This is a genomic window from Actinobaculum suis (assembly GCF_900102025.1).
GTDB lineage: Bacteria > Actinomycetota > Actinomycetes > Actinomycetales > Actinomycetaceae > Actinobaculum > Actinobaculum suis.
Genome location: NZ_FNAU01000010.1, coordinates 36,805 through 57,799 on the forward strand (window position 1 = coordinate 36,805; position 20,995 = coordinate 57,799).

The 20,995-nt window shown below is 56.9% G+C and carries 20 protein-coding genes and 1 other RNA gene; 7 read left to right on the forward strand and 14 right to left on the reverse strand.

Going from position 1 to position 20,995, the window contains the following annotated elements; all coding sequences use genetic code 11:
• Window positions 1-239: 239 nt before the first annotated feature.
• Window positions 240-1,337, forward strand: a complete 1,098-nt coding sequence (locus BLT47_RS06355) for a PfkB family carbohydrate kinase (protein WP_074662913.1) — start codon at window positions 240-242, stop codon at window positions 1,335-1,337.
• A 204-nt stretch (window positions 1,338-1,541) separates the two neighbouring features.
• Here the strand turns inward: BLT47_RS06355 and BLT47_RS06360 are convergent, their stop codons facing one another.
• Both BLT47_RS06360 and BLT47_RS06365 read right to left on the reverse strand, forming a co-directional pair.
• Window positions 1,542-2,393, reverse strand: a complete 852-nt coding sequence (locus BLT47_RS06360; RefSeq protein ID WP_083330123.1) for a nucleoside/nucleotide kinase family protein — start codon at window positions 2,391-2,393, stop codon at window positions 1,542-1,544.
• A 291-nt stretch (window positions 2,394-2,684) separates the two neighbouring features.
• Window positions 2,685-4,127: an ABC transporter permease gene (locus BLT47_RS06365; RefSeq protein WP_074662917.1), complete on the reverse strand. Its 1,443-nt coding sequence runs from the start codon at window positions 4,125-4,127 to the stop codon at window positions 2,685-2,687.
• A 265-nt stretch (window positions 4,128-4,392) separates the two neighbouring features.
• Between BLT47_RS06365 and BLT47_RS06370 the strand changes: the two genes are divergently transcribed.
• From BLT47_RS06370 to BLT47_RS06385, 4 genes are all read left to right on the forward strand, one after another.
• A complete protein-coding gene (locus tag BLT47_RS06370) occupies window positions 4,393-4,989 on the forward strand; it encodes a TetR/AcrR family transcriptional regulator (RefSeq protein WP_074662920.1) in 597 nt (198 codons plus the stop codon).
• A 494-nt stretch (window positions 4,990-5,483) separates the two neighbouring features.
• The gene (locus tag BLT47_RS06375) at window positions 5,484-6,929 is read left to right on the forward strand and encodes a quaternary amine ABC transporter ATP-binding protein (protein WP_083330133.1); all 1,446 of its coding nucleotides are present in this window, start codon (window positions 5,484-5,486) and stop codon (window positions 6,927-6,929) included.
• A complete protein-coding gene (locus BLT47_RS06380; RefSeq protein ID WP_049619312.1) occupies window positions 6,929-7,816 on the forward strand; it encodes an ABC transporter permease in 888 nt (295 codons plus the stop codon). Before BLT47_RS06375 ends, BLT47_RS06380 begins: the two co-directional genes overlap by 1 nt.
• A gap of 8 nt (window positions 7,817-7,824) precedes the next feature.
• Window positions 7,825-8,907: a glycine betaine ABC transporter substrate-binding protein gene (locus tag BLT47_RS06385; protein WP_083330125.1), complete on the forward strand. Its 1,083-nt coding sequence runs from the start codon at window positions 7,825-7,827 to the stop codon at window positions 8,905-8,907.
• Here the strand turns inward: BLT47_RS06385 and BLT47_RS06390 are convergent.
• The 5 genes from BLT47_RS06390 to BLT47_RS06410 form a co-directional block, all read right to left on the reverse strand.
• A complete protein-coding gene (locus BLT47_RS06390) occupies window positions 8,904-9,614 on the reverse strand; it encodes a DUF6518 family protein (protein WP_074662927.1) in 711 nt (236 codons plus the stop codon). The two genes, BLT47_RS06385 and BLT47_RS06390, sit on opposite strands and share 4 nt — an antisense overlap.
• A 164-nt stretch (window positions 9,615-9,778) precedes the next feature.
• Window positions 9,779-10,999 carry a hypothetical protein gene (locus BLT47_RS06395; protein WP_074662930.1) on the reverse strand — a complete coding sequence of 407 codons (1,221 nt, stop codon included), beginning with the start codon at window positions 10,997-10,999 and terminating at the stop codon, window positions 9,779-9,781.
• A 22-nt stretch (window positions 11,000-11,021) separates the two neighbouring features.
• Window positions 11,022-11,732 carry a CAP domain-containing protein gene (locus BLT47_RS06400; protein WP_176764493.1) on the reverse strand — a complete coding sequence of 237 codons (711 nt, stop codon included), beginning with the start codon at window positions 11,730-11,732 and terminating at the stop codon, window positions 11,022-11,024.
• Window positions 11,733-12,087: 355 nt separating this feature from the next.
• Window positions 12,088-13,305 (reverse strand): type II toxin-antitoxin system HipA family toxin, encoded by a 1,218-nt coding sequence (locus BLT47_RS06405; protein ID WP_074662939.1) that lies wholly within the window; start codon window positions 13,303-13,305, stop codon window positions 12,088-12,090.
• Window positions 13,298-13,561: a helix-turn-helix domain-containing protein gene (locus BLT47_RS06410; protein ID WP_049619307.1), complete on the reverse strand. Its 264-nt coding sequence runs from the start codon at window positions 13,559-13,561 to the stop codon at window positions 13,298-13,300. The genes BLT47_RS06405 and BLT47_RS06410 overlap by 8 nt, the downstream gene beginning before the upstream one ends.
• 46 nt (window positions 13,562-13,607) lie before the next feature.
• Between BLT47_RS06410 and BLT47_RS06415 the strand changes: the two genes are divergently transcribed.
• Both BLT47_RS06415 and BLT47_RS06420 read left to right on the forward strand, forming a co-directional pair.
• A complete protein-coding gene (locus tag BLT47_RS06415; protein WP_083078392.1) occupies window positions 13,608-13,850 on the forward strand; it encodes a helix-turn-helix transcriptional regulator in 243 nt (80 codons plus the stop codon).
• A complete protein-coding gene (locus BLT47_RS06420; protein WP_074662943.1) occupies window positions 13,847-14,113 on the forward strand; it encodes a hypothetical protein in 267 nt (88 codons plus the stop codon). The genes BLT47_RS06415 and BLT47_RS06420 overlap by 4 nt, the downstream gene beginning before the upstream one ends.
• A gap of 154 nt (window positions 14,114-14,267) precedes the next feature.
• On the opposite strand, the gene ssrA is transcribed toward BLT47_RS06420, so the two are convergent.
• From ssrA to prfB, 7 genes are all read right to left on the reverse strand, one after another.
• Window positions 14,268-14,645: a transfer-messenger RNA gene (gene ssrA / locus BLT47_RS06425) on the reverse strand.
• A 213-nt stretch (window positions 14,646-14,858) separates the two neighbouring features.
• Entirely contained in the window at window positions 14,859-15,389 is a 531-nt protein-coding gene (gene smpB, locus BLT47_RS06430) for an SsrA-binding protein SmpB (RefSeq protein WP_049619306.1), read from the reverse strand.
• A 262-nt stretch (window positions 15,390-15,651) separates the two neighbouring features.
• Window positions 15,652-16,539: an ABC transporter permease gene (locus tag BLT47_RS06435; RefSeq protein WP_074662947.1), complete on the reverse strand. Its 888-nt coding sequence runs from the start codon at window positions 16,537-16,539 to the stop codon at window positions 15,652-15,654.
• A 52-nt stretch (window positions 16,540-16,591) separates the two neighbouring features.
• A complete protein-coding gene (locus BLT47_RS09650) occupies window positions 16,592-17,932 on the reverse strand; it encodes a M23 family metallopeptidase (protein ID WP_276330073.1) in 1,341 nt (446 codons plus the stop codon).
• 95 nt (window positions 17,933-18,027) lie between these two features.
• Complete coding sequence (ftsX, locus tag BLT47_RS06445) at window positions 18,028-18,942, reverse strand: permease-like cell division protein FtsX (protein ID WP_049619303.1); 915 nt, start codon at window positions 18,940-18,942, stop codon at window positions 18,028-18,030.
• Window positions 18,942-19,634 carry a cell division ATP-binding protein FtsE gene (ftsE, locus tag BLT47_RS06450; RefSeq protein WP_049619302.1) on the reverse strand — a complete coding sequence of 231 codons (693 nt, stop codon included), beginning with the start codon at window positions 19,632-19,634 and terminating at the stop codon, window positions 18,942-18,944. Before ftsE ends, ftsX begins: the two co-directional genes overlap by 1 nt.
• 82 nt (window positions 19,635-19,716) lie before the next feature.
• The gene (prfB, locus tag BLT47_RS06455; protein WP_074662954.1) at window positions 19,717-20,853 is read right to left on the reverse strand and encodes a peptide chain release factor 2; all 1,137 of its coding nucleotides are present in this window, start codon (window positions 20,851-20,853) and stop codon (window positions 19,717-19,719) included.
• Between the last annotated feature and the right edge of the window lie 142 nt (window positions 20,854-20,995).

The window sequence follows — 20,995 nt, forward strand, 5'->3', positions numbered from 1 at the left end:
CCGCGCATATTATCCCGGTTTTTCGCACTATGTCCCCGCTTTCTGCAGCATATCCCGGTTTTGCATTATCGGGCCGGCTTCGCCGTCAGGCTAGCATAGCATTGTGCTAAATGTTCCCCGGGAAAAACTTGGGGATACGAAAGCTTGGGTATGCAAAAGCTTGGGTATACGAGGCAGCATCGGCAGGGTATATCTGGGGCCGTAACGACGCCTCTTATATTGGCGGCAGGAGGGTACTTATGCGCGGGTTGTTCGTCGGTCTAGCGACTTTAGATGTAATCCAGCTCGTTTCTGCGCTTCCCCAGCCAGATGAGAAAATCCGGGCGCGCCAGGTGGCACTCGCGGCAGGTGGCCCGGCTGCTAACGCGGCCGTTGCCTTCGCGCAGCGTTTCCCGCGCGTTTCTACTGTTTCTGCTAGCTCTCAGCCACATTCTGGCTCTAAACCGCAGTCTGCTTCTCAGCCGCATACGGCTGGTCCATCGCAGGCGGTCCCTGGCCCGCATACTGCTGCTCACCCGCAGGAGGCCCCCGGCCCGCATACTTGTGCGTCGCTGAACAGAGCTGATGAGGCTATCTTGCTGACTCGCCTCTCTGCCGATTTGGTTGGCAATCTTATCCGTGCTGATCTAGAAGAACACCAGGTTACTGTGCACGCGCAGTCCCTTCCGGCTGGGGTTTCGTCTACCGTGGCCACGATTCTGGTAACGGAAAGCACCGGGGAACGCGCCGTTATTTCTGCTACCGATCAGCGCCCGGTCCAACCCGAACCGGCTGAAATTGGTCTCGATCTGCACGATCTGCGCAATATTGATGTAATCGAAACCGACGGCTACGAAACTGACCTCACTTTGGCCGTCCTGCAGGCAGGCCGCGCCCACGGTATCCCTACCGTCCTCGATGGCGGTAGCTGGAAACCCTACATGGAGCAGCTACTGCCTTATATCGACGTCGCCATCGTTTCCGAAGCTTTCGTGGGCACTTGTGCGCAGCTTAGCCCCGGCCCCGAGAGCAGCAGCCAGGTAAGGCACACCCGGGCAAGCGAGGCCTCGCACGCGCTCTTTGCCTACCTGGAACAATTCGGCGTCCAGTATGCGGCCATCACGCGCGGCCCCCGGCCGATCCTCTACCACGCCGCCGGAAAATACGGCGAAGTCCGGCCCTGCCAAGTAGCGGCGGTAGACACCCTGGGCGCCGGGGATTTCTTCCACGGGGCCTTCACCAAATCCATCGCTGGCAAACCCCTCAACGAAACCACTTTCGTTGCCGGCTTGCATCACGGCGCCCAAATCGCCGCGCAATCCATCCAGTCCTTCGGCACGCGCACCTGGTTACGCTAAGCCGGGGTGCCACGGTTCTTCGCCGCTTGGCTTCTTATGCGAAGCAAGCTATCTAAGCTCAGTGCCACGGCTCGAGAATAGTTCGCGGACACTTCGGAAGTACTTCGGAGCGGTTTTAGGGCCCTTCCAGAGTGGTTCAAGAACGGCTTGAATACAGTTTCGGGTGTGGTTTCGAGAGCAGTTTCAAGAGCGGTTCGAAAGCGTTTAGGAAGCGGTGCCGGTAGGTGCGGCGTCGTACCGCATACGCACTACGTAATCGGCACGCGCCGCGGTAGCTTCCACCAAAAACGCGTTCGGCTCATCGACGGTACGGAACCACTCCTCCGCCTGCGCGCGCGTTCTGCCGCCCGCCAATTGCCGCGCGATTAGCCGCTCGTGCAAATCTGCGTGCGGGGTATCCAGATAGAGCAGGGTGTCGAGATATGCGCGCACCCCGCCCCACCCGCCGGTTTCCAACCCCAGGTAGTTCCCTTCCGTGACGACGACGCTCACCTCTTCCCCTATTTCTATGGAAGCGGCGATCGGCTCGTGCTTGGATCGCACATAGTCGGGCGCGTAAATACTGCCGGCAGGGCGTTCCCGCACGCGGCGTAGCAAAGCACAATACCCAGCTACGTCGAAAGTCTGCGGGGCGCCTTTGTGTGCGGCCAGGCCTTTGGCCTCCAGGATCGCATTCGAGAAATGGAATCCGTCCATCGGCAAATAGGCCGCAAAATTGGTACCGGCTCGCCGGTTTAGCTCCGCCACCAAATCCTTTGCGAAGGTGGATTTACCTGTACCGGGCGGCCCGCTCACCCCGATGATTTGCCGCACGCCACGCGAAGTAGCGGCAGGTGGAGGCGGGGTTGGCACCTGCGACGCCGGGGTTGACTCGGGCGGCAGCTGGGTTGGCACCGGCGGCAGCTGGGTTGGCACCGGCGGCAGCTGGGTTGGCACGGGCGGCATGCTTGCCGGAGTGGGCGCCTCCGACGCCGAGGTTGGCCGGGATTCCATGGATACCAGGGACTCGATGAAAGCGCTTGCCTGCGCAATATTTGCGAACTCGATTCGGCGCACTTTCCACCTCCTTCTTTTCCTTACTTTCCTGCAAGTTATGGTAAAACTTCGAGCCAGCTACTTGCGAGTACTTGCGAGTTGGAAAAAAAGGGGCAGCAAACTAGGCTGGGGTCAAGCTCGCCGCACCTGGCCACCGGACATCCACGCCAAGCACCTGGCCACCGGACACCTAGCCACTGGGCACCGACACCCCGCACCCGGCACCTAGCACCCGACACCCCGCACCCGGCACCTAGCACCCGGCACCCCGCGCCCGGCACCTAGCACCCGCGCTACGGGTTTGGCTCGCGTTTACACCGCTACCGTCGCGCCAGCCTTTCGCCGTGCTAACGCGGTGCGCCCCAAACCCAGGAGCATGAGTACCACACCCACTCCGAAAATCACCAGGAAGGCGCCGGTTTGCGAGGGCAAGGAAGTTTGGTCGAGGTAAAGCACTTCCCGCACGCCGTTGCCAAAGAACTGCAAGGGAGTCCAAGGGTAAATCCAGTCGCGCCACAGTGGCGGCAAGAACTCTGCCGGGAAGGTCACGGTAGTCATGGAAATAATGTGCACGCAGACGGGGATAGCCATCCCCCATCTTCCGCACAACCCCACGCATCCGACCACAAGGGCCAGTAACGCCAGCGTGACGATCCACGAAAATGCGAACATGGTGCCAAAAGGTACCTGTGTGCGTAGCAATGCACTCAATAACCCCACCGCTATTGCGGCAATGGCCGCAGCCGTAACCACCATGCCAAGTAGCTGATTAGCAAAAGCTTTCCAGCCATTTTGCTGCCGCGTAGCGTTAGCGAGAAGGAGGCCACCTACATTACTCGGCCACAGAAGCAACATCACGAAACCCATCGGAGCCAAACTGCCCGCAATGCCCAAAGCTGCGGGAACCGGGTTGTAGTACTCCACTTGCAATTCGGGAAGCGACGCGGCAGCTTGCCCTTCCCGGGCCAAGTTCGCGCTGTCTGCGTTAGGGTTGCCCATATTTTCCTTAGTTAGCGCGCCCGGTAGTGCGCTAGCTAGTTCACTGGGCAGTTCACCGGTCAGTTCTAGTTCGCTGGCTAGTGCGCCAGTCAGTTCCTGCACTCCTTGGGCAATAATCGAAGCCGCTAACGGGTTCTTCCCCTGGTTTATTTTCAGCGTTATCGTTGGGCCTGCAGCGCCTGTGTCTGCCGGCGCCGGCACCTCCCCCGCTGCAGATACCGCTGCAGATTCGGGAGCAGATTCCAGAGCAGAATCCGGCGCAGAATCCGGCAGCACGGTTGTAGCCGCGGCGGGTGGCTGCGCGGTAGCTAATACTTTTTGGCTGAAATCCGCGGGGATAACCAGTGCCGCGTAATAGGAATCTAAGTGCGCGGCGTCGAGCGGAGCATCTACCACCGTGACTTTTAATGCGCCCTGCGCATTTACTTTCTCCACCATTTGCGCGAGCACCTGATCGCCAATTTTGATTTCGCCGCGCGGAGTTTTTACGCCCGTATCCGCAGAAAATGCCACTACCGGCAACTCTTTGACGTCCATTCGCAACATAGGTGTGAAAGCGAAACAAAACACGAGCACAGTGAGGCTTGCCGCCAGCACGGCCTGTATCAGGCCGCTAAAACTTGACTGCTTAGTTCGTGCCGACGCCGTTGCCGGTGCCTGCGCCGGTGCAGTTGCCGCCGTTTTCCTAAGGCCGGGCGAGGGCGATTGCGCGGTTGTAGTTTGTGTGCATTTGCCGCTGGGAGTTTTTTCGGACATGGAAGTACCCTCCAAATTAATTCACACTTTAGATACGGTTCGTACCTTGCAGAAGGTAGCACACTAGATACGGCTCGCGTCTCGTAGGGTGCTAAGCGTCTCTTAACTCCAAATTCTCTAAGCACTCCGCGCCATTTCTTTAAGCGCTCCACGCCCTGCCAGGCGAAACTGCCTTCATCGCTCCTCAGGTCCGACCCCCTAAACCCCCAGCACCAAAACGCTGCCGGGCTCCAAACCCCTGTAAAATCCTGCTTATAATCGCTATATGACGAAGCAACGCCGCACTGGGAAAGAGCTGGAGGATGCCCTCGCCGCCGCCATCATGGAAGAACTTGCCGCGCAGGGATACCAGAATTTGAGCTTTGAAGGCGTGGCCCGCGCCGCCCAGACCAGCAAGTCGGTGCTGTATAGGCGCTTTGCTTCGCGCGCGGAAATGGTAGTTTTTGCCGCCCTGCGCACCGCACCCGCCATGCTCCACGACGTCGCCACCGCTCCTTCGCTGCGCGCCGCATTTGTAGCCCTCATCGAAGCCACGCGCACGCGCCTGGACCACATCGGCATCTCCGCACTTTTTGGCTTACTTTCGGAAGCAGGCCCGGAAGTGCGCGAAGAGCTACTTACCACCACGGTGCTCCCAGGTTTCGTAGCACTGACCAATTCATATAAATTTGCCATTGCGCGCGGCGAGTTGAGCGAGGCCGTACTCGAACCGCTCTACATTCGCTTCCCGCTACTGCTACTCGTGGGCGACATACTTGCCCGCGGGGCCATAGATGAGGCGGAACTACTCAGCTTGGTAGATCACATCATCATTCCGCATCTCAAAAACGTCTCGAAACCAGAAGAAAACAGCACGTCCTAATTAGTTAATGGTGCGAGAAAATACCATTTAAGCCCGATTTTCAATTTCCGAATATTATTGTTTGCAAGAAAAATAACCTCGACCTCCCAGTGATAAATATCGCACTGTAAGATCTCCTGCATTCTTGCGGGCGTCATCCTTTTTCCGCATAACCGTGCCGATTTCCCGTGATCCACAAATCAGATTTTTTGAACTTTTTGCACCACGCATAGGGTTTATTTCCTTGCGCTCGATTCTCATCCTTGCAATGGTGCTTATTGGTTCGCGACGTGAGAGCGCTTGCGAACAAGGAATGTGCCTAAACTTTCGTCCGGCCAACCCGGCCTTCGCGGATGCATTCCATCGACAGCCGATCGGGTGCATGCCTTGCGCGCGGGTCTCGCCGCCGCAATTACCGGCGCGCACCCACGGAAGGACAGTGAAGGTAATTGATCGCTCTCAAATGTGAGAACGTATATAAAGTTTTTGGAAAGGACGCCGATAAAGCAACTCGCATGCTCCAGCAGGGAGCCTCGCCCGAGGAGCTTCCCGAAGGAAGCGTAGTTGCTGTCAATAACGTCTCCCTAGAAATCAAGGCAGGCGAAATATTCGTTGTCATGGGGCTTTCGGGCTCCGGCAAATCCACTTTACTTCGCACCTTAAATGCGCTCGGCCCGGCTACGGGCGGCAAAATTTGGGTGGATGGCGAGGAAATAACTGCCGCTAATGACGAGGAGATCCGCCGGATCCGGGCCGAAAAAATGGCCATGGTATTCCAACATTTCGGGTTGCTACCTCACCGCACTGTTATAGAAAATGCGGCCTACCCGCTGGAAATTCGCGGAATCGACAAAGCTGAACGTGAAGAGCGTGCCCTGGAATCCCTCAAAACCTGCAATCTTTTGGGGTGGGAAAATAAATATCCTGACCAGCTTTCGGGTGGGATGCAGCAACGCGTAGGTATTGCCCGTGCGCTTACTGCCGATTCGCCGATCTTGCTGATGGATGAAGCTTTCTCCGCGCTCGATCCGCTAATTCGCCGCGAAATGCAAGAACTGCTATTGGAAATTCAAGACCAGAAGCGGCGCACGATCGTCTTCATTACGCACGATCTGAACGAAGCCATGTATTTGGGCGATCGCATCGCGGTAATGCGCCACGGCAAAGTAGACCAGATCGGTACCGCTGAAGAAATTCTGACGAATCCGGCCAATGAATACATCGAGAAATTCATTAGCGATGTGGACCGTTCGCGGGTAATCACCGCCGGTTCCGTTATGGTTCCCCCGCCCGTACGGCTTTACACGACGGATGGTCCGAACCTGGTATTGCGCAAGCTTTCCAGCGTGGATGATGAAGCCGGCTGGGTGGTAAACCCCGGTTCGCGCCGTTTGGCAGGCTTGCTCTACTCGAAAGACATTATTGCGGCGATGCGCGGGCCAGAACCGCCCCGCACGGTTCGCGATCTGGTACGCACTGACTATATGGCTGCTTCCCCGGAAACTCCGGTAGCAGAACTGGTTACCGCGCTGGCGGAAACCGCGATTCGCGTGCCGGTAGTTGACGAACATGAACGCTTGCTGGGCGTAGTACCCCGCATTCAGATCCTGCGTGCTCTTTCGGATCGTGATGACTTTGAGGACGAAACGATCGAGCCGGCACAACCAGCCGCAGACGAAATTCAAGCAGTTCCCGATACGGTTCCCTACCCGGCAGAATCCGCAGACGCTACAGAAGTACTGGCGGGCCGGCGGGCACGGCGGGAAGCAGCCCGCACCAGTGCCGAATTCCACGAACCCTTAGAGACGCCTTCTGAAACAATCTTGCGCAAGGGCCGGCGCCAAGGCGTGGCCAGCGGCCCCCTCGGTTCGGCAACGGGTGCACTTATGGAGAAAGCCGCGAAAAAGGAAAACCGGCGGCGTACGCGTGATTCCTTCGAAGGGAAAGAGGACCGAAACTAATGACTCATCTGAGTGTGGCTCTAAATGCTAGTGAAGCGGCACAACGCTTCCGCATCCCACTCGGCGAGTGGGTTGATACTTTCATCGATTGGCTAACCACCCATCTGGAGGGCCTATTCGATGCTTTGCAGGTGGCACTCACCTGGATTTACGACCTATTTTTCCTGATTCTTTCCGCCCCGCCGTTCTGGCTCGTGATCGCAGTTTTCGCGGTACTCGCGTACTTCGCGCGCGGGTGGGGAATGGCGATTGCCGCTACCTTGGGCATGCTCCTGCTCGTGTTTACGAATCAGTGGGATAACTCTATGGCCTCCTTGGCCTTGGTGCTCGAATCGTCACTGATTGCGATTCTGCTCGGCATCCCACTGGGGATTTGGGCGGCCAAATCTGCTACCGCATGGCGAGTGTTGCGGCCGATTCTGGACTTCTTACAGACCATGCCGGCCTTCGTGTACCTGATTCCGCTGGTAGTTATGTTCTCCGTGGGGGTAGTACCGGGCATCGTGGCCACGATCTTCTTCGCCATCGCTCCGGCCGTGCGCTTCACCCGCTTGGGCATTATCCAAGTGGATGCTTCCGTGGTAGAAGCTGCTTATTCCTTTGGGGCTTCCCCGCGCCGCGTGCTCGGGCAAATCGAACTGCCCCTCTCCCTGCCCACGATTATGGCCGGCGTGAACCAGGTAATTATGCTCTCGCTTTCCATGGTGGTTACGGCCGGCATGGTGGGTGCCGGAGGCTTGGGGCAGGCCGTCTACTCGGCGCTGACCTCGGTAGATATGCGGCTCGGCGCGGAAGCCGGACTGGCGGTTGTGATCCTCGCCGTCTACCTCGATCGCGTTACCGCCGGGCTTTCCGCCCGCGGCCGGCGCGAAGTAGAAGCAGAGTAGGAGGCGTAATGACTACACACGTTTCTATTCCGGTTCACTCTTCGCCGGCGGGGCAGATCGCCTCCCGGGAGCTGGCAACCCGGCAGCTCGTTTCCCGGGAGCACACTTCACAAAAGGCAGCGGCTCGGCAAGCTTTTTCGCAAGGCGATGCAGGGCCGGCCAGTACCCTGGATGATGCTTCCCGGGGTGCGGGGGCCCGGCCGCGCGGGCGGGTGCGAACCTTGCTGGCACGGATACTCCTAGCGCTGGCCTGTACCTTGGGTTTGGTGGGCTGTTCTCTGGGGGAACATTCCGCCGACGCAATTTCTGTGGGGGTACCGACGGGTTGGGATGAAGGCGTCGTCGTCTCCGCAATGTTTGCGCAAGCACTGGAAGACCAGGGGTACACGGTACGGCTCACCGATGCCGACGTTGGGTTGATTTTCGCCGCGCTTTCCAAGGGTGATATGGATTTGCTCTTGGACGTGTGGTTGCCCAATACGCACGAAAACTACCTGGAACGTTACGGGGATTCCATTGAAAGCCTCGGCGTGTGGTACGACGACGCACGGCTGGCCATCACAGTTAACAATGACGCTCCGGTGGAGTCTATTGCGGACCTGAAAGATAATGCCGGCGTTTTTGGTAACCAGATTATTGGGATCGACGGCGGTGCCGGGATCACGCGCGTTGTGCAAGAAGATGCAATCCCGCAATATGATTTGGACGGCGTAATGCCACTGAAAACCTCTTCTACCGCGGCGATGCTCGCCGAACTAGACGGGGCAATGAAAAAGGGCGAAGATATCGCAGTCACGCTGTGGACGCCGCACTGGGCCTACGGCGCGTACGATATCCGCAACCTTGAAGATCCCCTCGGTGCCATGGGCGACGCCGAAGAGCTCCACGCTTTTGGACGGACGGGCTTTGCGGAAGACCGGCCGGAAATCGCCGCCATGTTGGCCGAGCTGGAGTTGACCGAAGAAGAGCTCGCGGACGCAGAAAACTATGTGCTCAACGAAAACAAGGATTTGGACCGGATGGATGCCATCAAAGCCTGGTTTGCTGATAATCCGGAAACCCGGGCCAAATTCAATGTGAATAAGAGCTAGTAGTACAAGGTATATACGATCAGGAACAGCCCGCCGGCGAGGATCGTGCCCGTAAGGGTAGAAGCTAGGAGTAACGCCGGCCGGGTGCGGCGAAGCGATATAAGCAGGCCCACGCAGGGAATGGCTACGGTGACTAACACTACGGCCAGGATTTCGGGGCTGCGCAGGTCAACGCCGCTAAAGATGGATGCTGCCGCTGGGCCAAGAATTAGGCCCAGCGGCAGTCCCGTAGCAATGGAACGTTGCGGCAAATTCCCATAATGGGCGAAGAACGCCGTGGGCCCCACAATCACCCCGCACGCTAAACCAAGAATTATCCACACGATGGCGATTCGCGCTAGTTCTGTGCCGCCCCCGCTCGGGCGCAAGTTACACACAACTGTAGCGCCGTAATAGATCAGCAAAGCGCCCAGAATCGCACCGCTAGCCACGCCCGCCGCAACCCGCCAGGACCTGGAAAACCAGCCCACCAGCACCGCAATCATGACATACCCCAAACCGGAACTGGCCAGCTGCGTCAGTACGCGTAATAAGGGGCCGGGAAAAGCCAGCGCGTCATGAGCCACGGAACCAATTCCAATCAGCATCGCCAGGCCCGCCCCGAGTGCCGCGGTGAAACCACTCGGCGGATACTGCCGAGCTTTGGCAAGTAGCTTCTCCCCCGGCTCCTCGGGTATTTCGACTTCTGCAGACCGCGTCTCGGTCACATTCGCCTCGCGCACGATTCAAATTATGGCACGCTTCACCGCATCGGTGCACGGATTTCCATGTTCGAGCGAGTTACATTTGGCGGCGGGCTACGGTCAGCGGCGTTCTACAGTCAGCGGCGGTCTACGATCAGCGGCGGTCTACGATCAGCGGCGGTCTACGGTCAGCGGCGGTCTACGGCCGGAGTATCGACGCCGTCTCCGTCCCAATCTCCCACTACAGATGCGTCTCGCATATTGCCGAAGCTAAACACCAGATCAGCAATGCCGCTATTGAGACCCAACTTGAGGAAGAACTTGTTTCCACGTACTACGCCAACGCCGTCTTTACCGGTACCGCGCCAATCACCGACGATCACACGGTCACCAGGTGAACCAAAGGCAAATTGGAACGAAGCAAAAGGATCTTCTAGCTTGTTTTGTACATAGAATCTATTACCTCGCACGGCTGCTAAAGCAGTACGGCCAGATCCGTCCCAGTCACCGGCAACCAGAGTATCGTCCGGGTTGCCGTAGGCATAAACCTTATCGGCCACGCCCGTTGTCAAACTGTTACGCACGTAGGCCTTGTTACCACGTACCACCGCGATCGTGTCTTTACCGTTTCCGTTCCAGTCCCCTACCAGAATCGTGTCTCCCGGTACCCCATAAGTGAACTGGAACTGGGACAGGCCGCTAAACCGATTCGTGCCCAGGAATGTGTTGCCACGCCGCACCATCGGCGTATCTACACCATCCCCATTCCAATCCCCAAAAATGATTTCATCTTGCGGATTTCCGTAGTTGACAGCCCGATCGGCCCGTTCCTTATCCCAGCTGTTTACATATAGCGCCCCATTCTGGCTAGCAGCATCTGTCCACACACTTGCCTTCTCGCCGTCACCAGCATTAGCTCCCGGTGCGTCTTCGGGATTTTCACTAGCGGACGCGGCGCCTTCTCCGTGTGTGAGGCGGTCAAGTTCAGCTTTCGCGGAATCCACTTCTGCTTGTTTTTGTGCCAGTTCGGCTTTTGCGCTTTCGAGTGCAGATTTTGCGGCGTCTGCTTTAGCCGTTGCGGCGGCAAGGTTTGCTCTCGCGCTGGCCAAGTTTTGCCCCCGCGCATCCGGATTGTTTGCAGAAACTTCTTGCCCGCTCAGCAAATCCACGGTTCTTTCGACTTTGAGCCGGTTTTCGTAGCTTGCCTTTTTCTGTTCCGGGCTGATCACGCTCGCACCGGGCCCCGCCGGACGCTCGTAAAATCGGCCGGACTCTTTTGCTTTTTCCCACGACGCCGCAGGATTGCTCACCGTATCTGCAATCGCCGTTGGTTGGTAGAGATTATCAAACGAGAAATCGTGCTGTTCTTTTTCCCGCATCTCCAGATAAGGCTTCGTATAGGAACGCAAAGTTGCGTAAGCCTCGCCCCGATCATTTTCCCGAACGGATATCGAAACTGCGACCGCCCGCGGGTAAATCGCGCTCAGAAAGCCCAGTAAGCGCCGCGGCCTCCGAAACTGCGACCGCCCGCGGGTAAATCAGCGCATCGTAATGGCCGTCCTTGGAATTGAACCAAAGCTCGAAGAATAGATCTGCCATGTTTTCCAGATCAGTGAATATCGTGGACATCACGATGTTTTCGCGGCTGTATCGCCCAATATCGTTACCTGGGAGCAAAGAATAGTCGTGACCAAACACGCCGGTATCGGCCATCCGTTGCGTGAAGTCCCGTGTTTCTTCAGCCAGAGTTCCATCAACTCGCACCACCGGCGCAATCCCCAACTGTTCACGGAAACCGTTGACGTATTCGAAAATGGTTGCTTCCGCGAGAGCGAGTTCTTCCTGGCGATTCAGTGAATCTCGGGAAACTAACTGGTGAGTTTTCTTGCCACCGGTTGCCGCCTCATAAGCGGCTTGCGCCTGTGCTTGCTCGGCGGCTGCCTGTGCGTACGCTTCTTGAGCGGATTCCACCTTCGCTTTTATTGCATCGCGCGCCGAAACAGTTGCCTCGTAGGCTGCCTGCACGGCCGCCGCGTCCGCTGCTTGCTCAACATTTTCCACTTGCGGATCTTGCGGTTCCTCCGCAAATGTTTGCGCAACTCCCCCAAAACCAGAAATTGCTATCGCGAGCACTGCAGCCACGCCGCGCTGCATATGCTTCCTGAAGTTTTTGCTCAATTCCAGCACCTTTACTTTTGCTGCACCAAGGTACCGCTACCTACAAAACCGATCCTTAACGAAAAATAAGGGTGAATTATCAGAACAGGCAATGCAGGTGGCACCACTTGTTTATTCAACGACACTGAAAAAATCGCAACATTCAACCAAGTTGACAAGTATTTAATGTTCATGCTACTGGGTGCCGGTTTGCCGCATTTTATTCACATTACCGGCGCAAGCTGCGCAAGTCCTCACGGTGCCGCACAGCATAGGCATGCCAGGCAACTGCTACGAAAAGGAAGTGCCGGGCCAGCAGTAGAGGAACAACTTCTCCACACTATTGCTGACGGAGACGTTCGATAAAGCCACCAATCTCATCCACCAAGCCAGGATGGGCGCCCGGTAGTGGCGCCTCGGAGTTAACCACAACGGCTAGACGGGCGAGCGTCTCCTCCGCAATGGAGGCCGCATTATTTATCCCCCACCGTTCGCCTTCAGCTACCAGATCAGCGCCTGTCACCAGGGCATGCTGATATATATCGTTGACCGCCAGCGCTAGCTCCCCATCGGTAGGCAGGTGAGTTTGCGGCACCATGTCGTATACGGGAGCCAATCGGAGAGATCCGTCTGGCAGGTGAAGGACAGAAATGTTCTTGGCGTGCATATCAAGGTCGCCGACGGCTACTGCCACCACGAGCTGCCGGAACAGTGTTTCTGCCAGCGCCGCGTTACCCGTCCGCCGGAAAGCGCGTGCGAGTCGTTCCAGGGTGACCACTCCACCTTGGCGTTGGTACTTCTGCACGCCGGAGGCACCAAGCACTTGGTTACCGTCCTCTTGGTGCACCCGCCCTCGCGGTGCCGCAGGATCACGGTCATAGCGTTCAATCACCAGGGCCTGCACCCCTTCGAATTCTTCGACCCAGGTGGCGTAGTCGGTCAAACCAACGAAGCGCGCTAGCCTGGCCCCGTACTCTTCGTCGTATATAAGTGTAGGAAATCGCGAATTAATAGGCTTGAGAATATGCGTGGATGGCGCTCCGTCGAGCACTCGGTTCCACGAGCCATCACCGCTTCGAGCCAAAACTATCTTGTCTTGGACGCCCGCAAGTGACGTCTTTCCACCGGGCAGTTTATTTCCCAGCGGCTCTTCCGCCACTTCGGTAAGCATTCGTGCAATATCGCCGTGCGTAACGGGTTCGCATCTAGGAATCTTGGGTTCACCGGGTTCCTCTGGATCCCAGATTTGCAGAGCTCCGGCTACGTCGCGCCCAAACTGGCGGAGCAGCCCGATCACGTCATGCTCCGCCACGCGAGAGATCTGCGCTAGTCGCGTTCGCATTCGCCCTTCCGGCAACAGTTCAGCAAAAAAATTACGCCGGGTGGGCGCCCGTGAACGCGTAGACCGTACTTGCAAAGGGACGGCGATCGACATCACCATTGAATCAAGGCCGAAGTGAAGCACACTAGCCGGATCGGGAACCAGGTCAAATGTACGCCAGTCGCCGCGCAATACCCCAAGCCGCTGGCCATATAGCTCAACCACGAGGTCACCCATGGTCAACCTCATCCCGCGCTAAATCACCGTCAGGAACATTGATGGTGGCAGTAAGCTCCATGCCGGTGGCCCGCATCGCAGCAAACAGCCGTTCCATGATGATGGATGGCTTGCCAGATTCTAGCTCCCAAATATATTTCTGGGTGGTACCCAGCTGCGCTGCCAACTCGCGTTGCGTCAACCCAGCCACAAGACGGGCCTGCTGCAGTATGCGCCCAAGAGACTCCGGACCCGTGACCTTACCTTCGTACTGCATTCAATATCCCACCCCACCGCAACACTGCTCGCAAACTGACTTCGTTATGAGAGTCAGAGTATCTGACTCCATTATTGACGTCAAACACTATGACGTCATTATCCACGTCAAACGCCGTCCCGGCACTCCACCCATAGCCACTGCTGTTGGCGTCACCCGGCAAACAATCACCTCGATTGAGACCGGCAAATACGTGGCTTCTCTGCCACTGGCTTACAAAATCGCTCGCTACTTTGGCTACGCCATTGAGGACGTCTTCGACTTTACCGACTTGGAGGAATCAAAATGAACGAACTCGAACAATACCGCAGCGACCTGACGAAACGCCACACTCTCAAGCAGGCTTACATCCGCGAAACCGACGAGCGAGAAGCGGCCATTCGTGTAAAGTCTGGCAGGCCCATTATCACCGTGCTCTCCATGGCTCTCGTTGGCGCTTCACTAATTGTAGGTCCATTCAGCATTCCCGCGTTCATCACCCTCCAATGCGTAGCATCATTCCAACTAATTACCACATTCGCCCTAACTGGCTACTGGAGCCATAAACTGTGAGGCCCCGCGATACCACTAAGACGTCGCGGCGAGACATCACCTGATGGTTGCAACCTTCGGGGAAAGCTGCAACCACCTCGTCGCCTCCCTTAATGGTCACCTCCCCTTAATGACTAGAAGCCTGAACGACTTCAATCGCCGTTCAGGCTTCTTGTTGTGGAGATGCGGGGAATCGAACCCCGGTCCGATGGTACCTACTGAAGACTTCTCCGGGTGCAGTTCGCTTGCTAGTTATTTTCGGCTCCAGGGTTCCACGCGAACCAGGCCCTGACGAACCTATCTACTAAATGTCGGAGACGAACCCGTAGCAGGCCCGCCACCCAGTGGCTTTCTAAACGATGCCGGACCCCTAGCGGAAAGCTACGCTAAGGCCGACAGATTTCGAAGCTCGCTATCTTAGGCAGCGAGGGCGAAATCGGTGCTCTTGTTCTTGTTGGCACCTATTGGTTTGCAGAGATCGTTATCGAGTGGACCCTGCCTCCTCGACCCGCTTCCCTCCAACTAACTACCACCGTCGAAACCGATCATCCCCTATGCGGTTATGAACCAACCCGAGAAATCACTAACCCAGAACTTCTCGGGTATAACAGTATAGCTGATCTGTTCTACTTATGCCAGCCCTACCAGGTCAGGCCCCTACTTACACCGGTGTTTTCGCGCCACTAGGCTTCTTCGCAACACCGGTGCTTGCGCAAACTGATCGTTTCTAATGCTCCCCTAGGTTCCCGCGGCACTAACAGCCACGCTACCTGACGAGCCCTTCACGGCGTCGGGCCGCACTCATTGCGCGTTCTGCTTCCCGATCAGCTTCTCGCCGCTTAATGGTTTCGCGCTTATCCCATTCTTGTTTACCGCGAGCCACGGCGATTTCCAGCTTGGCGATCCCGCGAATGAAATACAGTTCCAAGGGCACAATGGTGTAGCCCTTCCGGTCTGCCGCCTGCGCAAGCTTGGCAATCTCGCGCTTGTGCAACAACAGCCGCCGTTTCCGGGTTGGCGCGTGATTCGTCCACGAGGCCATCGCATACACCGGAATATTGATGCCATGCGCCCAAGCTTGTAAGTCTTCGTCGATTTCCACCCACGCTTCTGTAATCGAGGCGCGGCCCATGCGAAGTGCCTTGACTTCCGTGCCTGCCAGGGAAAGCCCGGCCTCGTAAGTGTCCTCAATAAAATAATCGTGCCGAGCCTTGCGGTTGCGGGCAATCACCTGCTTCGCATCTGCCGCTGCCTTCGCTTTCTCCCCTGCCGAAAGCTTCCCTCGCTTTTTAGCCATCTCATCCCCCTTCTCTCTTCGCTACCGTACTGAGCGCCTATCGTACCCGTTAGCGTGCACGATCCCCCGGGCGCGTTTCCCTGGTTGCGAGTTCCCCAGGTTGCGCCGCTTCCAAGTTGCGCATTCCCCTGGTTGCGCGTTTGCCGTTTGTGCATTCCCTGGTTACGCGCTCCCTCGCCTGTATATTTGCGGGTTGTGCGTTTCCCTGGTTGCGAATTCCCCAGGTTGCGCGTTCCACTAGTTGCGCGTTTGCCCAGCGGTGTTAATCGCGAGTGGCCCGGTTGTCCCGGAAGGAGAACCAAAGAAATACGAACACAAATATTAGGTCCACGATTGCCGGTGCGGTAACATCCAGCAGGTGCATGCTAAAGAAATACTGCGTGGCTGCTTGATCAGTGGAAGCCGTAAAAGCGAAAACCAGCCCGAGCACAAAAGCCGCAATCGATACCGCCAGGCCGATTAGCGCTAGAGTTCGCCGCACCTGCCGCGAACCCAACATGCGCCGGATTAGCAGCAAAACCACGGAAACCGCCAACCCCAAAGAGAAGAACAGCGTCCCGGTAGAATATGGCGAGTCCACTAGCTTCGCCCGATCCCACACGAACCAGGCAAGCACAATCGCCAAGGCGCCGGTAAGAATCTCCCACCAGCCATTCGACTCACGCACCGCAGCTGCTGTGCTCCCAGTTTTCGTACCGGCAGCCTTATCCCACGCTGCTTTCGTAGCTCCCCCAGAAGCCGCTCCCCCAGAAGCTCCCCCAGAAGCCGGTTTACTGGTGGCTTGCTTACCTGCAGACTGCTTCCCGGCAGCTTTCCCCGGGCGCCCGAAAATTGACTTGCGCGCAGTCTTGCCAAGTTTATTCGCAGTTTTTCCGCCGGGCGTCTTGCTCGGTTCCCCAGTATTTGCCGCGGTTTCGTTTTCTTTCCCGCGCGCACCTGCCGAGATTATCGACGTCGGCTGCAAAACTTGCCGCCCGCCGCTACTTTCCTGCCCGGTAGCTGCCGTTTTGGTCGGGAACGCCGCCGCGTTAGGGTTAGCGTTGGTGGCCGCGTACGACGCCGGATCTTCCGCCCCTTTTTCAGTTCTGCCAGATTCGGACGCCGGGCCCTGTGGAGCCGTAGCGAATTGGCCTTTTTCCTCAGTTGCCATAATGTGAGCCCTCATTCCCGAAGCGAACCTTGCTTACCCGGACCTTTCAATTCTAGAACCCGGGGAGCGTCATGGGGTCGATAACCTGGCCGTCTTTCCAAATTTCGAAATGTACGTGGCAGCCGGTCACCATGCCGGTTTGGCCCGTCCAGCCGATAATATCGCCGCGCGAAACCCGCTGGCCAACGCTTACATTGAAACCGGAAAGATGGTTGTACACGGCCACGTAACTCGAACCGTTGATATTGCCCAAATTGAGGATCACCTGGTTTCCGTGGGTGCCATTGCCCGCGGCCGGGCGCACCGCCGAAACCGTACCATCACTGGCCGCAAATTGCGGATTTCCGCACGCGGAACGCAAATCAACACCGTTGTGGAACCAACGCTGCCCATCGAAGGGATAGATCCGCCACCCGAAGGGCGAGGTCACGTAGAGCGGGCCGGAAATTGGCGGGATAATCTGCTGGCCGGTATTCGGCGCGCTACCTCCGCGGCCACCGCCACCGCCACCTCCGCCGCTCCGCGGGGCTGCCGCAGCAGCTTGCCGCTGGCGTGCTTCTTCGGCTGCCTTGCGCGCATTTTCGGCGTCGATAGCCGCGATTTGCGCGGCCGTGGAATCACGGTCGGCAGCCATCTGGTTTAGAGAAGCTTGGAAAGCGTCCTTTTGCCCTTCCAAGGCTTTTTGCTGATCAGAAATCGAAGCTTCCAGTTCATCTAGAGCCTGTTTCTTTTCGGTAGCCGCCTGTTCTTTCTGTTTTTTATCGGCCAAAGCTTGATCGGCCTGGGCTTTCAATTCCCCGATTTCCGATTCCACGGCAGTCTGGCGTTGCTGGCGCATACGGTTACTCGCCGTCGTTTGCGAAACCTCGGTCAAAGTTACCGACTGGACGCGTTGCGCGGTCTCGTTCGCAGCAAAGGCAGTCAAAAAATCTTCGGAAGATTGGGAGCCCACCAGGAGCTCTACCGTAGAAGGCGTGGTTTCACCCCGGTATTGGGCGCGGGCGATTTCCCCAATCTGATCGCGGGTTTGGGCGAGCTTCTCCTCCCCCGCTTTTATCTCCGTGCCAATCGTTTCCAGTTCCCCTTGGGCAGCGTCCAAGCGGGCCCCTACCGCTTCCTGTTCACGCTGGGCTGTGGCTACTTCTGCTTGCGCATTTGCCAGTTCAGCTTGGGCGCCCGGAAGCTTTCCCCGAGTTTCCTGCAAATCCATGTACACCTTTTGCAGGTTAACGTCCACACCTTCCAGTTCGGATTGAATGGATTCCATTTGCTGGGTTTGTTGCTCTTTTTGGCGTACCAAATCGTCGCGATCTGAGCCTTGGGCAGTTGTTTGCACCAAGGTCAAAGCCAACACCAAACCCGCAGCTAGCGGCATGAGCTTTCGCCGTGTCACCCTTTATTCAATCCTCCTTCTCCGGATTATATGAACTGCCGGGCCCCGAGCCCCTTATTTATCTACTGCTATCCACACTGTTATCTACCGCAAACTTATACCCGCACATACCGGCGCAAAGAGAGCCAGGAGGCAAAGCCTGCCACCAGCACCGCGCCGATTATTAGCCAGGGGGCGAGTATCCACACATCGGCGGTGCCCACGATTTTCATCCACGGCAAAGCGGCGCCGATCCAGTCTTCGAGGAAGAATTTTGCTACCAAAAATAAACCGCCCACGGAGAGCAGTGATCCCATTAGGGCTGCGATAGCTCCTTCCAGCACAAAGGGTAATTCAATGAAGAAGTTTGAAGCTCCCACCAGGCGCATAATCCCCGTTTCCGTGGCGCGTGACATCGCGGAAAGGCGAATCGTCGTCGGGATTAGTAGCAGAGCCGTGAGGATCATGACCCCAGCCAACAAACCAGCCACCACGGTAAACCTATTCATCACCGCGAAAATCGGTTCTAACTGTTCGCGTTGGTCACGCACCACTTCTACCCCGGGCCGGCCGGAAAGCTGATCGGCCACCACCTGGTACTGCTGCGGATCCTTGAGCTTAATGCGGAAGGAAACCTGCATTTGATCAGCGGTAATATCTTCCGTCCAGGCGGTATCTCGCATCTGTTCCCGATAGTTTTGCAGCGCCTGTTCTTTCGTTTCAAACATAACGTTTTCTACGTAGGCCTGCATTTCGGGAGTTTTCAGATAAGCATCAATATCGTCAATTTGTTCCTGGGTGGCTTCTCCGGCCGCGCAAGCTTCGGTCACGCCATTGCGCGGGCACATGAAAACGGAGACTTCTACTTTGTCATACCATTCGTCTTTCAGATTGGAAATCTGGGTTTGCAAAAGCGCCCCCGCTCCCACGAACAGCAGGGAAACGAAAGTCACGAGCATAACGGAAGCCGTCATGGCTTTATTGCCAACCAGTCCCTTAAAGGTCTGCGAAATAATAAAGCGGAAACGCATTAGTTTTGGACCCCTCCGTACACGCCACGGTCTTGATCGCGGACCACTACCCCGTTCGAAAGTTCGATCACGCGCTTGCGCATCTGATTCACAATCGCCGAATCGTGGGTAGCCATAATAACCGTGGTTCCCTGCCGATTAATGCGATCCAGGAGCCGCATAATCGAAAGCCCGGTGTTGTTATCCAAGTTTCCGGTTGGTTCGTCTGCGAGGAGGATTTCCGGATGGTTTACCATCGCGCGGGCGATGGCTACACGCTGCTGTTCCCCACCAGACAGCTCGTGGATGCGCCGTTTTTCTTTCCCGTCTAGGCCAACCATAGAAAGCACTTCCGGCACTTCGGTTTTGATCCGGTGCCGCGGCGCCCCAATTACTTGCAGGGCGAGCGCCACATTGTCATACACGTTCTTATCCATGAGCAAACGGAAATCTTGGAACACGGTGCCAATCTGGCGGCGCAAGAAAGGTACGCGCCGCTGGGAGACCTGCGAAAGATCTTTCCCCAAGACTTCCACGTGCCCGGCGGTAGGCCGCTCCTGCACAATAATGAGCGAAAGCATCGTGGATTTTCCGGAGCCCGAAGGGCCTACCAGGAATACGAATTCCCCTCGGTTGATATTCAAGTTGACCCCGTCGAGTGCGGGTTTCGCACCCTTCTGGTACAACTTCGTTACGTTACTGAATCTGATCATATAAGTTGCCTAGCTCGAGACGTTTCGCGCTTACCCTACGAAACTCAACTGGAATTCGCGCGGCGGCGCGCCGCATTTCCCGTTATTGTTCTCCTTCGTGTGTTTCGCCAGTGGCCCGCCACCGGATTCCGGCCTCAATGAAGCCATCAATTTCGCCGTCGAACACCGCATCCGTGTTCCCCGTCTCATACCCGGTGCGCAGGTCTTTTACCATTTGGAAGGGCTGGAGCACATAGGAACGCATCTGGTTTCCCCAGGAGGCTTTAATATCGCCGCGCAGTTCCTTCTTTTCCGCTTCTTCTTCTTGCTGTTTCAGGAGCAGCAACCGCGACTGCAACACCCGCATTGCCGCCGCCCGGTTTTGGATCTGCGATTTTTCATCCTGCATAGAAACCACGATTCCGGTAGGAATATGCGTGATTCGCACGGCCGAATCGGTAGTATTCACGGACTGCCCGCCCGGGCCGGAGGAACGGAAAACATCTACCCGGATTTCCGAATCGGGAACCTCAATATGGTCGGTTTGTTCAATAACGGGGATTACTTCCACCGCGGCAAAAGAAGTTTGCCGCCGGCTTTGATTATCGAAGGGCGAGATGCGAACCAAACGATGCGTTCCTGCTTCCACGGAAAGCGTGCCGTACGCGTAGGGTGCTTTTACCTCGAAGGTCGTGGATTTTATGCCCGCTTCTTCCGCATAAGACGTATCGAGCACTTTCGTGGCATATCCGTGATGCGCCGCCCAACGTAAATACATTCTTTGTAGCATTTGCGTAAAGTCGGCGGCGTCTACCCCGCCCGCACCCGCACGGATCGTAACCACCGCTTCTCGCTCATCGTATTTTCCGGAAAGCAGGGTACGAATATGCAGGTCATCGAGCTCTTTTTCGACGTCATTAATTTCCGTGCGCAAATCTGCGTAAATAGCTTTCGCGGATGCGGCGTCGGTTTCCGCTTCTTCTTCCGCGATTTCGAGGAGCGCTTCGATATCGTCAATGCGATTCTCCATCGCGGTTAGTTTCGCTAGTTCGCCTTGCACGTGGCTGAGCCGCGAGGTCACCGCTTGCGCGTGTTCCGGATCATCCCACAGATCCGGAGCGCTCGATTCGCGGGTAAGTTGCGCTATTTGTTCCCGCAGTTTCGCGGGGTCAGTAACTGCCTCCACCTGCGTGAGAACCGCGCGGAGTTTTTCAATACTTTCTGCATACTCGCTTGCCACGCGTTCCAGGCTACCCCACCGCCGCGCCTGATTTTGTGGCAAGTAATGCGGCTAATAGGGGTAGGCGGGTAGGTGCGTATGTAGGCGAGCAGGTAGGCGCGCAGGTTGACGAGCAGGTAGGCGCGTGAGCAGATACGCGAGC

Bases quoted from the DNA above. Each gene is read 5' to 3' on its own strand.
- BLT47_RS06420 (WP_074662943.1), top strand. From the start codon at position 13,847: ATGAACGAACTCGAACAATACCGCAGCGACCTGACGAAACGCCACACT.
- BLT47_RS06415 (WP_083078392.1), top strand. From the start codon at position 13,608: ATGAGAGTCAGAGTATCTGACTCCATTATTGACGTCAAACACTATGAC.
- smpB (WP_049619306.1), bottom strand. From the start codon at position 15,389: ATGGCTAAAAAGCGAGGGAAGCTTTCGGCAGGGGAGAAAGCGAAGGCA.
- BLT47_RS06435 (WP_074662947.1), bottom strand. From the start codon at position 16,539: ATGGCAACTGAGGAAAAAGGCCAATTCGCTACGGCTCCACAGGGCCCG.
- BLT47_RS06385 (WP_083330125.1), top strand. From the start codon at position 7,825: ATGACTACACACGTTTCTATTCCGGTTCACTCTTCGCCGGCGGGGCAG.
- BLT47_RS06375 (WP_083330133.1), top strand. From the start codon at position 5,484: ATGCTCCAGCAGGGAGCCTCGCCCGAGGAGCTTCCCGAAGGAAGCGTA.
- BLT47_RS06365 (WP_074662917.1), bottom strand. From the start codon at position 4,127: ATGTCCGAAAAAACTCCCAGCGGCAAATGCACACAAACTACAACCGCG.
- BLT47_RS06355 (WP_074662913.1), top strand. From the start codon at position 240: ATGCGCGGGTTGTTCGTCGGTCTAGCGACTTTAGATGTAATCCAGCTC.
- ftsX (WP_049619303.1), bottom strand. From the start codon at position 18,942: ATGCGTTTCCGCTTTATTATTTCGCAGACCTTTAAGGGACTGGTTGGC.
- BLT47_RS06370 (WP_074662920.1), top strand. From the start codon at position 4,393: ATGACGAAGCAACGCCGCACTGGGAAAGAGCTGGAGGATGCCCTCGCC.
- ftsE (WP_049619302.1), bottom strand. From the start codon at position 19,634: ATGATCAGATTCAGTAACGTAACGAAGTTGTACCAGAAGGGTGCGAAA.
- BLT47_RS06410 (WP_049619307.1), bottom strand. From the start codon at position 13,561: ATGCAGTACGAAGGTAAGGTCACGGGTCCGGAGTCTCTTGGGCGCATA.
- BLT47_RS06380 (WP_049619312.1), top strand. From the start codon at position 6,929: ATGACTCATCTGAGTGTGGCTCTAAATGCTAGTGAAGCGGCACAACGC.
- BLT47_RS06405 (WP_074662939.1), bottom strand. From the start codon at position 13,305: ATGGGTGACCTCGTGGTTGAGCTATATGGCCAGCGGCTTGGGGTATTG.